13 protein-coding genes are annotated in these 15290 nt (G+C 63.9%); 9 read left to right on the top strand and 4 right to left on the bottom strand.

Annotated elements, in window-relative coordinates:
• From GT590_RS10975 to GT590_RS10960, 4 genes are all read left to right on the top strand, one after another.
• Positions 1-1050 carry an aspartate-semialdehyde dehydrogenase gene (locus GT590_RS10975; RefSeq protein WP_009306794.1) on the top strand — a complete coding sequence of 350 codons (1050 nt, stop codon included), beginning with the start codon at positions 1-3 and terminating at the stop codon, positions 1048-1050.
• Positions 1051-1492: 442 nt separating this feature from the next.
• Positions 1493-3517, top strand: coding sequence for a DUF6541 family protein (locus GT590_RS10970; RefSeq protein ID WP_114513620.1), 2025 nt, complete (start codon positions 1493-1495; stop codon positions 3515-3517).
• An 87-nt stretch (positions 3518-3604) separates the two neighbouring features.
• Positions 3605-4375 (top strand): TlyA family RNA methyltransferase, encoded by a 771-nt coding sequence (locus GT590_RS10965; protein ID WP_114558101.1) that lies wholly within the window; start codon positions 3605-3607, stop codon positions 4373-4375.
• On the top strand, positions 4372-4737 hold the full coding sequence (locus tag GT590_RS10960) for a YccF domain-containing protein (protein WP_114551549.1): 366 nt from the start codon (positions 4372-4374) through the stop codon (positions 4735-4737). Before GT590_RS10965 ends, GT590_RS10960 begins: the two co-directional genes overlap by 4 nt.
• Positions 4738-4742: 5 nt before the next feature.
• On the opposite strand, the gene GT590_RS10955 is transcribed toward GT590_RS10960, so the two are convergent.
• Both GT590_RS10955 and GT590_RS10950 read right to left on the bottom strand, forming a co-directional pair.
• On the bottom strand, positions 4743-4958 hold the full coding sequence (locus GT590_RS10955; RefSeq protein ID WP_114513618.1) for a helix-turn-helix transcriptional regulator: 216 nt from the start codon (positions 4956-4958) through the stop codon (positions 4743-4745).
• A 19-nt stretch (positions 4959-4977) separates the two neighbouring features.
• Positions 4978-5310 carry a hypothetical protein gene (locus GT590_RS10950; RefSeq protein ID WP_114558102.1) on the bottom strand — a complete coding sequence of 111 codons (333 nt, stop codon included), beginning with the start codon at positions 5308-5310 and terminating at the stop codon, positions 4978-4980.
• Positions 5311-5572: 262 nt separating this feature from the next.
• On the opposite strand from GT590_RS10950, the gene GT590_RS10945 reads away from it, so the two are divergent.
• Positions 5573-5728 carry a hypothetical protein gene (locus GT590_RS10945; protein WP_227791391.1) on the top strand — a complete coding sequence of 52 codons (156 nt, stop codon included), beginning with the start codon at positions 5573-5575 and terminating at the stop codon, positions 5726-5728.
• 192 nt (positions 5729-5920) lie between these two features.
• Positions 5921-6139, top strand: coding sequence for a type II toxin-antitoxin system RelE/ParE family toxin (locus GT590_RS14825; RefSeq protein WP_114558103.1), 219 nt, complete (start codon positions 5921-5923; stop codon positions 6137-6139).
• Positions 6140-6191: 52 nt separating this feature from the next.
• Here the strand turns inward: GT590_RS14825 and GT590_RS10930 are convergent, their stop codons facing one another.
• Together GT590_RS10930 and GT590_RS10925 are read right to left on the bottom strand one after the other, a co-directional pair.
• Positions 6192-7556, bottom strand: coding sequence for a PFL family protein (locus GT590_RS10930; RefSeq protein ID WP_009306779.1), 1365 nt, complete (start codon positions 7554-7556; stop codon positions 6192-6194).
• Positions 7557-7732: 176 nt separating this feature from the next.
• The gene (locus GT590_RS10925; protein ID WP_114513615.1) at positions 7733-8716 is read right to left on the bottom strand and encodes a biotin--[acetyl-CoA-carboxylase] ligase; all 984 of its coding nucleotides are present in this window, start codon (positions 8714-8716) and stop codon (positions 7733-7735) included.
• A gap of 477 nt (positions 8717-9193) precedes the next feature.
• Here GT590_RS10925 and GT590_RS10920 point away from each other — a divergent pair, with 477 nt between their 5' ends.
• From GT590_RS10920 to GT590_RS10910, 3 genes are all read left to right on the top strand, one after another.
• Positions 9194-9856 (top strand): TetR/AcrR family transcriptional regulator, encoded by a 663-nt coding sequence (locus GT590_RS10920; protein WP_009306776.1) that lies wholly within the window; start codon positions 9194-9196, stop codon positions 9854-9856.
• 12 nt (positions 9857-9868) lie between these two features.
• On the top strand, positions 9869-14563 hold the full coding sequence (locus GT590_RS10915) for a 2-hydroxyacyl-CoA dehydratase (RefSeq protein ID WP_161171090.1): 4695 nt from the start codon (positions 9869-9871) through the stop codon (positions 14561-14563).
• 72 nt (positions 14564-14635) lie between these two features.
• The gene (locus tag GT590_RS10910; RefSeq protein WP_015761345.1) at positions 14636-15130 is read left to right on the top strand and encodes a DUF2628 domain-containing protein; all 495 of its coding nucleotides are present in this window, start codon (positions 14636-14638) and stop codon (positions 15128-15130) included.
• Positions 15131-15290 lie beyond the last annotated feature (160 nt).

Genomic DNA, 15290 nt, shown 5'->3' with positions numbered 1-15290 from the left:
ATGACATGGACGAAAGAGATTCCGGCTCATCCGGTGGTGGCTGTGGCGGGGGCCACGGGCGCGGTGGGCGCTGAGTTCTTGCAGGTGCTGCACGACGTCGATTTCCCGGCGGCCGAGGTGCGCGCGCTGGCGTCGGCCCGCTCGGCGGGCAAGAAGTTGCCGTTTTTGGGGTGCGGCCAGGTTCCGGCAGGCGAGCTCACGGTGCAGGAGATGACGCCGGAGTCGTTCGAAGGCGTGGATATCGCGCTGTTCTCGTGCGGTGCCAGCGTATCGAAGGAGATGCGCGAGGCCGTGGCCGCGGCCGGCGCCGTGATGATCGACAACTCCAGCGCGTTTCGCATGGACGAGGACGTGCCGTTGGTGGTGCCCGAGGTGAACCCCGGCGACGTGGCTTGGCATAACGGCGTGATCGCGAACCCGAACTGCTCCACCATCCAGATGGTGGTAGCGTTGAAGCCCCTGTACGATCTGTCGCGCATCAAGCGCGTGGTGGTGTCCACGTATCAGGCGGCCAGCGGCGGCGGCGCCCCGGCTATGGCCGAGCTGTACGACCAGACGAAAGAGTTCCTCGACGGCAAGTCCGACGACGAGCTCACGGTGAGCGCGTTCCAGCATCGCATCGCGTTCAACTGCATCCCGCACATCGACAAGTTCCTCGAGGACGACTCCACCAAGGAAGAATGGAAGATGGTCGTCGAGACGAAGAAAATAATGGGAGACCAGGACATTCGCGTGGCCGCCACCTGCGTGCGCGTGCCCGTGCTACGCTGCCATGCTGAGGCCGTTTACGTGGAGTTCCAGGACGAGGTGAGCGTCGAGGCCGCGCGCGCGGCGCTCGAGGCGTTCCCGGGCATCGTGGTCATGGACGACTGCGCCACGAACACGTATCCCATGCCGGGTCTGCTGGCCGGCACGAACGAGACGTACGTCGGTCGTCTGCGCCGAGACGACACGGTTGATCACGGCTTGGCCATGTGGGTGGTCGCTGACCAGATCCGCAAGGGCGCGGCCCTGAACGCCGTGCAAATCGCCCAGCTGCTGCTGCCGTAAGGCGCAGCGGGCATCGTGCTTGTTCCGGCGGCCGCCTTCGGGCGGCCGCCGTGCGTTGGGAAACGTTTGCTTCCGAGGGAGGCGACGCCCAGCGGAGCGAAGTCCTCGACTTGTGTGCGCTTCTGCCACGAAAATCGACGATTTCTCCCATGTCCTTGAGTTATGTGCACCCGGAAAACACACGATTTGGTTAAGGCGAGGTTCGATAAAAACGCGACCAGGCATGATGCCGAAACGTATGCGGTCTTTCGTCCAAACGCGGCGCGATTTGCATGACAGAGGTGCGCATAAGTCGGGGACATGGGAGAAAACAGCCGGTTTGATTGCAGAAAACTGATAACTCTCTTATAGCCGAAAACGAGGCAATGGATTCGCATTAGCGCACCCTTGCGTCTATAATCTTCAGATCGTAGGTGTTGGAAACCAATTCTTGGGGAATTCTATGTGGCTCATGCTTGCCTTGGCGGTGGTCGTATGCGTTGCGGTGCTGTATGTGCCGGGGTACTTGTTCGCCCGCTCGCTGTTCGTCTCTCGTTTCGCTTCCGTCGCGATTGCGCCGATGATCTCGATTTTCTTCCTGGCGGTGCTGGGTATCGTCCTGTTCGAGGTCGGCGTGACGTGTTCGGGCCCCGTATTGCTGGCGATCGCCGTCGCGATCGGCGCGATTGCCTTGCTGGTGAGCAAGGGCATCGCTCGGGCGAAAGCCCCGAACGCCTCTCGTGAGCTGATCGCCATCGACGACGTGAAGGGCGCGTGGAAGGCGGCGGCTCTCTACGTCGCGGTGGCGTTCGCGGTCGTGTTCGTCGTGTTCCTGTTGGCCATCGACGGTCCGGAATCGTTTTCGAGGAACGATGACACCACCGTGCACCTCGCGATTGTGCGAGGATTCCTGGACACGGGCACGTTCTCCACGTTGCATGCGAGCTCGTACCTCGATCAGGGCGTCACCAGCTCGTTCTATCCTTCGGCTTGGCATGCGGTCACGGCGGTCGTGGCGTCTTTCTTCGGCAATGCCGTGACGCTTGCCGCAAACGCTTCCATCATCGCGCTGACGGCGGTGGTGTTTCCCCTGGGCATGTGCCTGCTGTTTCTGAAGCTGTTCGGCGAGGGCAAGCGGGTCGTATGGGCGGGTTCGCTGTTCGTTGTGGCGTTTTGCGGGTTCCCGTGGGGGTTCGTCGTGTACGGCCAGCTGCTTTCGAACATGGTGTCCTTCATGCTGATCCCTCTGGCGTTCGTCGCGCTTGTCGGGGCGATCGAAGCGAAGGGACTCTCGGGCAAGGTCAGACTCGCGTTCCTCGTTGCGGCGGGTCTCGTTTCCATAGCGCTGTCGCAGCCGAACGGCGCGTTCACCTTCGGAATCTGGGCGGTGCTCTACTGCCTGGGCCGGATACTGGTTCCGCCTTGCGACGACGCGCCGCGCATCGCCTCGAAGCGCATCGCGGCAGCCGCAGCGCTTTTCGCGGTGGCGTGCGCGGGCTGGGTCGTGCTGTATTTCGCACCGTTCTTGCAGAACGTGGTTCAGTACACGTGGAAAGCCACGCTTTCACCTCTCGAGGCGATCGGCGGCGGCTTGCTGTTCATGTTCACGACGCGCGAGGGCGTGCAGCCTTTCTTGAGCGTCGCGGTGCTGGCGGGCGTCATCTACACGTGCAGGAACAGGCGGTACTTGTGGATGACGGTCGCTTACGCGTTCGCCTTCGTCGTGTACGTTATCGACGTGTCGACCGACGGCGTGGTGAAGCAGGTGCTGTCGGGGTTCTGGTACACCGACTACTACCGAACGGGCGCGATGACGGCGCTTTTCGCCATCCCGCTTGCTTCCTTGGGTTTCGTCCAACTGGTCGATATCGTCAGGTCGTGGTGCGCGAAGGCTCTGCGCGTGCAGGCGGATCATCCGAAGTGCAGGTACCTGCCGATGGGCATCCTCGTCGCGCTGATGCTCATGTGCCAGTTCTTCCCCTTTCATGCGAAGCTGATGGGTAAAACCGACATCGGCGCGGGTCTGGTGAAAATCCATCGCGAGGTGTCGATGCGGTATTCATGGGATCGCGGGTTGACGGGGGAGGAAGACGCGTTCGTGAAGAAGGCGATGGAGCTGATTGGGGAGGGTGCTCTCGTCATCAACGTGTCGAGCGACGGCAGCTGCTGGAGCTACGGGGTGGAGGGCATCAACACCTATTTCAGGCGCTCGTCCGACAACGGAAGGGGCGGTGCCGAGGAAAGCAAGATCCTTCGTACACAGCTGCGCGATATCAGCACGTCCGAAGAGGTGCAGCGGCTCGTGAACGACCTCGACGCGCGCTACGTGCTGATGCTCGACGTGCAGGGAAGCGACCATCGCACCACGACGACCATCCGCTACAAAGAGGAGAATTGGCGCGGCATCGAAACCATCGACGAGCAGACACCGGGCTTCAAGCTGCTTCTCAGCGAAGACGACATGCGGCTCTACGAGATCGTGGGGTAGCGCTCGCGATCCTTTCCTGCGCCAAGCGGGAAACGGCGAGACCCTCCGTTTCCATCGGTGCAGACGCGCTTGCTATATACTGTGCCCATGAAGAAAATCAGACTTGATACGCTGTTGGTGGAGCAGGGATACTTCGCGGATGCCGACGCGGCGCTGCGCGCGGTGCTGGCGCACGAGGTGAAGGTGGGCGACGTGTACGCCACCAGCGCCGCCGTGCGCGTGGCGCCGGATGCCGAGGTGGTGGTGAAGAACCGCAAGCGGTTCGTGTCGCGCGGCGGCCATAAGCTGCAAGGGGCGCTCGATGCGTTCGGACAGGACGTGCGCGGTTTGCGGTGCCTGGACATCGGCTCGTCCACCGGCGGTTTCAGCGACTGCCTGCTGCAGGCGGGCGCGGCCAGCGTGGCGTGCGTCGACGTGAACTACGGGCAGCTGGCATGGAAGCTGCGGCAAGACCCGCGCGTGAGCGTGTTCGAGCGCGTGAACATCAAGCTGGCCGATCCAGTGGAATTGGGCGCTCCCTTCGACGTGCTGGTGGCCGACCTCAGCTTCATCGGCCTCGCGGCGCTCGCGCCCGTGTTCGCGCGCCTCTCTCAGCCGGGCACCGTATTCATAGGGCTGGTGAAGCCTCAGTTCGAGTCGCGACCCGACGAGACGGAGCGCGGCGTGGTGCGCGACGAGGCCGTGCGGCGGCGTACGGTGGACGAGGTGCGCGCGGCGCTGGCGGATGCCGGGTTCGACGCGACGGGCGTCGTGGAGTCGCCCATTACAGGGCCCGAGGGCAACGTGGAGTACCTGGTGCGTGCCGTGTTCGAAGGGTCTCGCGTTGACGGGGGCTGTGGTGAAGGGGGGCGTTCATGAGCGTGATCGGCAACATACTGTGGTTCATCTTCGCGGGGTTCTGGCAGGGCGTGAGCTGGTGCCTGGTCGGCCTTGTGTGGTGCATTACCATCGTGGGCATCCCCGTGGGCACGCAGTGCTTCAAGATGGCGGGGCTCACGTTCTTCCCGTTCGGCAAAGAAGTCGAATACGGCGGGGGCGCGGGGTCGGCCATCCTCAACGTGCTGTGGTTCGTGTTCGGCGGCGTGTTCCTGGCGCTCGAGGCGCTGCTCAACGGCGTGCTGCTGTGCATCACCGTCATCGGCATCCCCTTCGGCCTGCAATGCTTCAAACAGGCGAAGCTTGCCTTGCTGCCCTTCGGCGCCGTAGTGAGAGGGAAGTAGAGCGGCTATCGCGGCTCGCTTGCAGACCCATCGTCCGGGAAGAAGAGGCCTTCCACGGCGATGCCCAGGACGCTGGCCAGCTTCATGGCGAGCGCGAGGGTGGGGTCGTACTTGTCGTTCTCGATGGCGATGATGGTTTGACGGCTGACTCCGCAGAGAAGCGCCAGATCCTCTTGCCGAAGGCCGGCTTGCTTGCGAAGCGTTTTGATGTCGTTCCTCATGAGGCGGTCTCGCGTGCGGTCACGAGATGCCGGCGGAGAACACAATGCCCGCCGCGATGACGACAACCGCCAAAGCGGCTGCTGCGAACACGCCGCGGAGCAGGGCGCTGGGCTCTTGGAAGCTCTCAGCATCCTTCACCATCGAGTGCTTGAGATAGCTTTCCCAACCGATCTGGTACAGGAGCGTGCCGCACAGGAGCAGGCTGGGCAGGGGATTGTACGAAGCGCTTTGGAAGAAGTGCGTGAACAGGCCGTACAGCGTCCATAGCGAAAGCGCGCATACGGCGAAGCGAAAGCCGTACGTTTGCGAGCGGTCTCGAATAGCCCGCTCCATTTCGTCCATCTCGACCATGGTGCCCTCCTTTTGACCAAAATGTCAAGAACTCTTTACTTTCGCAGTATAGAAGCCGTTTTCTATAATGTCAAATACTTTTAACATTATGGTATTTTGCCAAAGGCATTGGACGGTCGGAGGATGAATAGGACTCCCAGTCGTTTCGACAATATGACCATCAAAGAAGCGAAGCGGGAGCGTCGTATAGCTTGAGGCCTCACGGATCCTGGTGATAGCCAATGAAGTTTCTCGTCGATACGAATGTCATTATCGACCATGTGTGTACCAATACGCGCTCAAGCTGGAAGTCGACGCCATCGTCACGCGCAACCAAAAGGACTTCGAGAAATCGCTCATCAAGGTGTTCGACTGCGACGAGCTGTTCGCGTATCTGGCCGAGGAAAAGGGCCTCACCTACGAGGAGATGCCTTGGTAGCCGCTCGCGCGTGATGCGCTGATGCCAAGCACTAAGCGCTTGGTAAAGGAGACGCGCTATGGCAACGGCAGCTTTGACGGAACCGTTGTCAATAAAGATTTCCAGCAAACGGCAGATCGCCATCCCCGCGAAAGCGTACGAGGAAGCGGGGTTCAAGGACTACGCGCTTTGCACGTGGACTGACAAAGGCATATTTCTGCAGCCGCTCGACGTCGAAGACGAAGATGTGACCATCGGCATCCTTCGCTATCTGATCAACGAGGGCTACGCTTTGGCGACTTCGCTTACCGCGAGCGCTTCATAAAGGGGTACGTGATCGTATATCGTATAGCTGAGGAGGAGGTTCTGCTTCTCCGATTCTTTCACCAGGCCCAAATGTACGAGCGCTTCGTGATGGAATGGGAGCGATAGTCAAAGCGGCCCCGCAGGGCCGCTTTCGGAAACGCGCTGGTTGATCGCTTCGTTAGTTCTTCAGCGAGTTCAGCGGTGCGGGCATGCGGCCGCCGCGGTGGGCGAACGTGGTGCCGGCGAACTGGTTCACGGGCATGACCGGGGCGTAGCCCAGCAAGCCGCCGAAGTCCAGCTGGTCGCCCACCGTCTTGCCGATGGCGGGGATGAGGCGCACGGCGGTGGTCTTGGAGTTGATCATGCCGATGGCGCACTCATCGGCGATGATGCCGAAGATGGTCTCGACGGACGTGTCGCCGGGAACCGCGATCATGTCGAGGCCCACAGAGCACACGCAGGTCATGGCCTCCAGCTTCTCCAGCGACAGCGCACCGTCCTCGGCCGCGCGGATCATGCCGGCGTCCTCGGACACGGGGATGAACGCGCCGGACAGGCCGCCGACGGACGACGAAGCCATGACGCCGCCCTTCTTCACGGCGTCGTTCAGCATGGCGAGAGCCGCCGTGGTGCCCGGACCGCCGCACTGGCCCACGCCGATGGCCTCGAGGATCTGGGCCACCGAGTCGCCTTCGGCCGGGGTGGGGGCCAGCGACAGGTCGAGGATGCCCTGCTGCACGCCCAGGCGCTTGCTCGCCTCGCGCGCCATGAGCTCGCCGGCGCGGGTGATCTTGAACGCGGTGGCCTTGATAGCTTCGGCAACCGACGTGATGTCGGCGTCCTTCGGCAGGTCGGCCAGCACGGCGCGCACCACGCCGGGGCCCGACACGCCAACGTTCACCACTTCGTCGGCCTCGCCCGAGCCGTGGAACGCACCGGCCATGAAGGGGTTGTCCTCCACGGCGTTGCAGAACACGACCAGCTTGCCTGCGCCGATGCACTGGCGGTCGGCCGTGGCCTCGGCGGTGGCCTTGATGATGCCGGCCATTTTCAGCACGGCATCCATGTTGATGCCCGCGCGCGTGGAGCCCACGTTCACCGACGAGCACACGTTGTCGGTGACGGACAGCGCGTGTGGGATGGAGTCCATCAGCTTGTGATCGGCCTTCGAGGCGCCCTTATGCACGAGCGCGCTGAAACCGCCCACGAAGTCGACGCCCACTTCCTTGCCCGCCTTGTCCATGGCTACGGCGATGGGGGTGAGGTCGGCGGCGTTCGTGGCGGCGCAGATCTCGGCGATGGGAGTGACCGAGATGCGCTTGTTCACGATGGGGATGCCGAACTCGCGCTCCAGCTGCTCGGCCGTGGGCACGAGACGCTCGGCGGCGGCGGTCATGCGGTCGTACACCTTGCGCGCCATGACGTCTATATCGGCGTCCGTGCAACCTCGCAGGTTCAACCCCAGCGTGATCGTGCGGATGTCGAGGTGCTGCTTGCTCACCATGGCAAGCGTCTCGGCGATTTCAGCAGGCGTGATCTGCATGATGCCCCGTCTTTCTCTCAAATGATGGTTCGCGATGCGTATCGAACCAGCATAGCAAACCGCGCGCACGCCAACGGCGCGTTTCACTCGTTTCCGGCGTTTCTTCTCACGAGCATGGCTCAAGGCTCAAACCATGCATGAACAAATGTTTCACGTGAAACACGGAGAGGGCGGCGCTAGGGGCGGGCGGCGGTGGAGCCGATGGTCACCTCGCCGTAGGGGAGCTCGCGACGGGATTTGTCGGGCAACTCGATGACCAGCTTGAAGTCGGGCGTGAGATCGACGGCGCGGGCTCGTACGCGCGAAGCTCCCTGACGCACGACCAGCGGCTGCCCCAGCAGGAAGCAACGGCGGCGGTATTCGTCGTACAGCGCCGGATCCTCCATGCGTCGGTAGACGTCCCAGAAGCGTGCGAGGATGGCCGCAGCCAGCTCGCATCGGATCGCGCCCGTATGATCGCCGAGCACGGCACCTGCAACGTCGGCGATATCGTGAGGAAATCCGTCGGTCGGCGGCTTCACGTTCACGCCGATGCCCAGAACGGCGTGCTCGAAGCGTCCCGACTCCATGTCCACCACGCCCTCGGTGAGGATGCCCGCCACCTTCCGGCCGTCGCAATAGATGTCGTTTACCCACTTGATGAGTGACTCTGCGCCCGTCACCTGCTCGATAGCCTGCGCGCACGCCACGGCTGCGGCGCATGTGATGAATTGGCCGCGGTCGGCGGCCAACGTGGGGCGCAGCACGATGCTGAGGTACAAGCCGGTGGCGGCAGGAGAGAAGAACGTCTTTCCAGGCCGTCCTTTGCCGGCGATCTGCTCCTCGGCGACGACGACGGTGCCTTCGGCCGCGCCTTCGAGCGCGCGGCGGCGCGCTTCGGCGTTCGTGGAGTCCACGCGTTTGCGCACGGTGACGGCGAAAGCGCGGTTGTCCGGCAGGAACCGCTCGATACCTTGGGGCGACAACAAGTCGTTTTCTTGCGAGAGCGCGTACCCCCTGTTCGTGACCGCATCGATGGCATATCCTTCGGCACGCAGCGCCTCGACGGCTTTCCATACTGCGTTGCGGCTCACGCCGATGGCCTTGGCCATGGCGGCGCCCGATACGTGGCGCTCGCGGTTGTCCTCCAGCAAGCGCAGCAGTTGTTCCTTGGTACCCATGGGATCAATGATAGGGAGGGGCGAGGAGGTCGTCAATGAGAAGTGTGAGCTAGGGTGACAATATTTTTCGAGCGGAGAGCCTCTGCGTAAAGCAGGGAACGCGTGCAAGATCCTTATGAAAAGCGTACGAATGTTTCACATGAAACATTCGTACGAGTGGTTGGCGGCTCGGCCCGAGCGTCAGATGCGATGCTGTCGACCGTCGTGCTCTTCGGCTCGAATTGCTCGATGCCGACCCCGGAACGGGCAGATGCGAGCTCGGATTGGGCGGATGCGAGCGCGTAGGGGCTTCGGGCTCAAGCCGAGCTGGCGCGGCCGGGCCGCCCAGTCCTGACGCGACGGCGTCTCATCGTTGCAAAGGTGATCGGCGTAGGGTCAATTGAGCGCTCCTCGTTGTATTCGGTGCAGCGAACGGGTATAATACCCGTTAATGAACAACCTGTTCATTATTGATCCAGCTGTTCAATAGAGGTGATCATGACTACGACAACCGTCTCACCAGCTGCTGCCGCCGTCCAGTCGGCGCGCCGGTGCACGGCTGCGCCGCAGGATCGTCGCATCCTGCGCTCGAAGCGCGCGCTGCGCGACGCGCTCATCGAGCTGATGGAGGAGCGCAGCTTCGACGGCTTCTCGGTGAACGATCTGTGCGAGCGAGCCGACCTCAACCGCGGCACGTTCTACAACCATTTCCGCGATAAAGACGATCTGCTGGCTCAGCTGGAAGCCGAGGTCATGGAAGATCTCGAGCGCTTTCAGGTGCAGATGCGCAACCTCACCGTGCACGAGCTTTTGGGCTATCGCGCTCGTAAGAAGCCGTTGCCGCTGCTGGTTGGTCTGTTCGACTACCTGCGCGAGCAGGGCGCGTTCCTTCATGCGGTGTTGGGCTCCGGCGGCGATGTGGGCTTCGGCCCTCGCTTGCGCGACTCGTTGTGCACGAACCTCGTCCAGTCCGTCTTGCACGAGCGTTACCGCAACGACCCCGAACCGTTCGTCGGCTATTACGTGGCGTTCTTCGCGTCCGCCTATCTCGGCGTCATCACGCGCTGGATCGAGACGGGCATGCGGGAAAGCTCGGAGGAGATGGCGCTTATCGCCATGAGGCTGTTCTTCATCAAACCGGGCGAATCGATCAAGCTGTAAGGCAAGGGAGCTATGAAAGAGAACAACAACCTGCATATCGGCATCGACGTGGGTTCGACCACGGTGAAGCTGGCCATCCTCGACGAGGCGAACGACGTGAAGTTCGCGGTGTACCGCCGCCATCACGCCGACGTGCGCGCCACCATCGTGGAAGTGCTGGAGGAGGCCGCGGTCGACTTCGGCCCTGAGCGCATGACCATCGCCATCACGGGATCGGGCGGCCTGCTGCTGGCACAGTGGCTGGGCATCGAGTTCGTGCAGGAGGTCATCGCCTCGAAGACGGCGGTGGAAACCTTCATCCCCAAAACCGACGTGGCCATCGAGCTGGGCGGCGAGGACGCGAAGATCATCTACTTCGACCAGGGCATCGAGCAGCGCATGAACGGCACGTGCGCCGGCGGCACGGGCGCGTTCATCGACCAGATGGCCGCGCTGCTGAACACCGACGCCGGCGGCTTGAACGAGCTTGCTCGTGAAGCCACCACCATCTATCCCATCGCCAGCCGCTGCGGCGTGTTCGCGAAGACCGACGTGCAGCCCCTGCTGAACGAAGGCGCGCGCAAGGAGGACATCGCCGCGTCCATCTTCCAGTCGGTGGTCACGCAGACCATCTCCGGCCTAGCGTGCGGTCGCCCTATCCGCGGTCACGTGGCCTTCCTCGGCGGCCCTTTGCAGTACCTTCCCGAGCTGCGTAAACGCTTCTACGAGACGCTGGAGCTGGACGACGAGCACATCATCGTGCCCGAGAACGCGCATCTGTTCGTGGCCAGCGGCTGCGCTATCGCGGGCGCAGCCAGCGAGACGGTGAAGGCCGAGCTTCTGTCCGACGTGCTGGACCGCCTGAAGAACCTCGGCGACATCCAGGGCTCCGAAGTGGTGCGTCTGCCGCCGCTGTTCGCCGACGAGGACGAGTACGTCCGGTTCAGGCAACGCCACGACGGCGAATGCGTGCGTCGCGGCGAGCTGATGGACTACGAGGGCACGGCGTACCTCGGCATCGACGCCGGTTCCACTACGTTCAAGGCTGCGCTCATCGGTGAGGACGGCGCGCTTCTGTGGTCGCACTACGCCAGCAACAAGGGCGATGTGCTGGGCTGCGCTCGCGCCGCGCTGACCAACCTGTACAACGACATGCCGGTGAATGCTGACACGGGCGAGCCGCTGGTGCGTATCGGCCACGCCACGGTGACCGGTTACGGCGAGCACTTGCTGCTGGAAGCGCTGCGCGTGGATTCCGGCGAGATCGAGACCGTGGCTCACCTGCGCGGCGCGCAGGAGATGCTGCCGGGCGTGGAGTTCATCCTCGATATCGGCGGCCAGGACATGAAGTGCCTGCGCGTGAAGGACGGCGTGATCGACCACATCATGCTGAACGAAGCGTGCAGCTCGGGCTGCGGCAGCTTCATCGAGAGCTTCGCCACGGGCCTCAACTTGGGCGTGGCCGAGTTCGCTCAGACTGCCATCGAGGCCAAGCGCCCCGTCGATCTGGGCAGCCGCTGCACCGTGTTCATGAACAGCCGCGTGAAGCAGGCTCAGAAGGAAGGCGCCACCGTGGGCGACATCGCCGCGGGCTTGGCCATCTCCGTCATCAAGAACGCCCTGTTCAAGGTGATCAAAATCCGCGACCCGCACGACGTTGGCACGAAAGTGATCGTGCAGGGCGGCACGTTTTTGAACGATGCCGTGCTGCGCGCGTTCGAGCAGCTGTCGGAGGTGGAAGCCGTGCGCCCCGACATCGCCGGCAACATGGGCGCGTTCGGCGCGGCCCTGTTGGCGCGCGAGCGCTACCAGGAGGCCGTCGCCCGCGAGGCGCGCAAGGCCGAGGCGGGAGACTCGTGGAGCAGCGAGTTCGATGCGGCCGAGGGCTCCGTCGAAGTCGTTTCCAGCCTGCTGTCGCTCGAGCAGCTGGCGGCGCTCTCGCCCACGCAGAAAACCGTGCGCTGCAAGGCGTGCTCGAACCACTGCTTGCTTACCGTCAACGACTTCGGCGTGGACGACGTCACGGGCAAGCACCGCCGCTTCATCACGGGCAACCGCTGCGAGAAGGGCGCGGGCACGTTCGACGAGAGCAAGAGCGCCGTGCCGAACCTCTACGAGTACAAGAGCCAGCGCCTGTTCGGCTACGAGCCGCTGGCGCCCGAGGACGCGCCGCGCGGCAGCGTGGGCATCCCGCGCGCGCTCAACCAGTACGAGAACTACCCGTTCTGGTTCACGTTCTTCACGAAGCTGGGCTGGCGCGTGGTGCTGTCCGATCCGTCCACGAAGAAGACCTACGAGGCGGGCATCGAATCCATGCCGTCCGAATCGGTGTGCTACCCCGCGAAGCTTTCCCACGGCCATATCATGAACCTGCTGAACAAGCATCCCGACTTCATCTGGTTCCCGTGCAGCAAGTGGGAGCGCCAGGAAGACGAGGGCGCGGGCAACCACTTCAACTGCCCCATCGTGGCCAGCTACCCCGAGGCGCTGCGCCTCAACATCGACGAGCTGCGCACCTCCGACGTGGAGCTGCTCACGCCGTGGCTGCCGTACGACCAGAAGGAGCACCTCAAGAAGCGCCTGTTCGTGGAGCTGGTGGAGGCGCATCCTGAGCTCATGGGCGCGGCCGGCGCGCCGACGCAGGCCGAGGTTGACGCTGCCGTGGACGCCGCGTGGGCCGAGGACGAGGCGTTCAAGCGCGACATCCGCGCGAAGGGCGAGGAGACGCTGGCCTGGATGGAGGCCACGGGCACGCACGGCATCGTGCTGGCCGGGCGCCCCTACCACAACGACCCCGAGATCAACCATGCCATCCCCGAGCTTCTGATCAGCTTCGGCCTGGCGGTGCTCACCGAGGACTCCATCGCGCACCTCGGCACGCTGGAGCGCCCCATCCGCCTGGTGGACCAGTGGATGTACCACACGCGCCTGTATGCGGCGGCGAAGGTGGCCACCGAGCGGGCCGACCTCGACCTCGTCCAGCTGAACAGCTTCGGCTGCGGTCTGGACGCGCTGACCACCGACCAGGTGCAGGAGATCCTCGAGGCGGCGGGCAAGGTGTACACCGTCCTCAAAATCGACGAGGTGTCGAACTTGGGCGCGGCGCGCATCCGCGTGCGCAGCCTGCTGGCGGCGCTCAAGGACCAGGCCGACGAGCAGGCCGAGGCCGAACGCACGCCGTGCGGCTGCCCGGCGGTGTCGTTCGACCCCGACAAGTTCCTCGCCTCGCCCGAGGCCGCCATCGACGCGAAAACCGGCGTGACCGAGGGCCGCATCGCCGCCGAGATCGCGCGCACGGTGCCCCGGACGTTCACCGAGAAGGCGGCGCCCGAGGTGGCCGAGCGCTTCCGCCAGCGCGAAGGCGCCACCACCGAGTTCCCGCGCGCGGTGTTCACGCAGGAGATGAAGGATGCGGGCTACACGATCCTCTGCCCGCAGATGGCACCCATCCACTTCGACCTGCTCGTGGACATCTTCAAGCGCAACGGCTACAACTTCGAGCTGTTGCCGTCGGTCGACCACGGCGCGGTGGACGCGGGCCTCAAGTACGTGAACAACGACATCTGCTATCCGTCGGTGCTGGTCACCGGTCAGATCATGGAGGCCGTCATGTCCGGCCGCTACGATACCGACAAGCTGGCGGTCATCATCACGCAGACAGGCGGCGGCTGCCGCGCCACGAACTATATCTCGCTTATCCGCAAGGCGCTGGCCTCGGTGGGGCTGCCGCATATTCCCGTCATCGCGCTGTCGTTCAAGGATCTGGGCGAGAGCAACCCCGGCTTCAAGGTGACGCCGTCCATGCTGCTGCAGGCCGCATACGCCATCTTCTACGGCGACCTGCTGATGATGGCGCTGTACCGCACGCGTCCGTACGAGGTCGAGGAGGGCAGCGCGAACCGCCTGTTCGACCACTGGATGACGACGTGCAAGGCGCAGCTGCGCAGTGGCTTGAAGCGCGGCGAGTTCAAGAAGACGGTGCGCCGCATCGTGGAAGACTTCGATACGCTGCCGCTGGCCGGCGAGGGGTTGAAGCCGCGTGTGGGTGTGGTGGGCGAGATCCTGGTGAAGTTCCATCCCACTGCGAACAACCAGATCGTCGACGTCATCGAACGCGAGGGCTGCGAGGCCGTGGTGCCGGGCTTGGCCGAGTTCTTCCTGTTCGGCATCGCCGGCGGCATCTTCCAGAAGGACCCGCTCGGTCGTTCGGCGAAGGGCGCGCTGGGTTCCCGCATCGGGCTGTGGGCCATCGCGAAGATGCGGGCGCCCGTCACGAAGGCGCTGCAGGACTCCAGCCGCTTCGAGCCGCCGGCCGACATCTACGAGCTGGCCGAGTACGCGAGCGAGATCCTGTCCTTGTGCAACTCGATGGGCGAGGGTTGGCTGCTGACCGCCGAGATGGTGGAGCTCATCAAAACCGGTGCGCCGAACGTGGTATGCACGCAGCCCTTCGCGTGCCTGCCGAACCACGTGGTGGGCAAGGCGGTCATCAAAGAGCTGCGTCGCCGCTACCCGGAAAGCAACATCGTGGCGGTGGACTACGACCCCGGCGCGTCCGAGGTGAACCAGCTCAACCGCATCAAGCTGATGATCAGCGTGGCGAAGGCGAACCTTGCCGACAAGGAGGCCGAGGCGAAGAAGGCGCGCGACCGGTTCGTGGACGCCGGCCGCCCCCAGGCCGTCCAAGAAGAAGCCGGCGCGCTGGAAATCGAGACGGAGCGGGCATAGCGAACGACGAGCGAGTTGACGCGGGGCGGGCCGGAGCGGCTCGCCCCGTTGCTTTCGGAAGGAGGTTGGGCGATGGACGACGATGCCCGGTTCATGGCGAGGACGCCCGCGGGAGAGCCGTACGAGCTTTGCAATTTGTACGCGGCTTATGCGGAAGGCGAGGGAGGCAGTCCGAAACCCCAGATGGTGCGGAAGATGCGCGGGTGGGGGTTCAGCTGGCTCGCGCTGTTGCTGACACCTCTGTACCTGCTGTACCGCAAGCAGTACCTCGCGGCTGGCTGCTGGATCGCCGTGAGCTTCGGCGCCGATTTCCTGTCGAAGTCCCTTTCGACGGTGGTGGGGATGCTCTTCTTCCTGGCGAGCCTCGTGTTCGGCATGGCGTTCTACTCGCTGTACCGCGTCAGCGCCGAGCGCGCGATGGACCGCGCGTTCGAACAGGGCGCGACGAACGTGCGGGAGGCGCTCGCCTACGTGCGGCGTTGTGGCGGCACCAGCTTCGCGGCCGTGGGCGTGGGTTTCGCAGTGGTGTTCGCGCTCGCCGTGGTGGAGGTGCTGGCGGGCATCTAGGCGCGCGGCGTGCGCGCCGGCCGCTGAGGCGGGCCGGGGCCGCCACCCTGCATAGCGCACAAATGTTTCACGTGAAACAACTCGGCCCTTCGCTGTTTCTAGTGGTTTGACAGGGCGAACTTGCTAGGGAGCCCACCTTATGGAGCTGCAAGCGGTACCA

Source organism: Eggerthella sp. BIOML-A1 (assembly GCF_009875595.1).
Lineage (GTDB): Bacteria > Actinomycetota > Coriobacteriia > Coriobacteriales > Eggerthellaceae > Eggerthella > Eggerthella lenta.
Note: the sequence above shows the minus strand (reverse complement) of the source record. Positions and strands in the feature narration are given on the sequence as shown.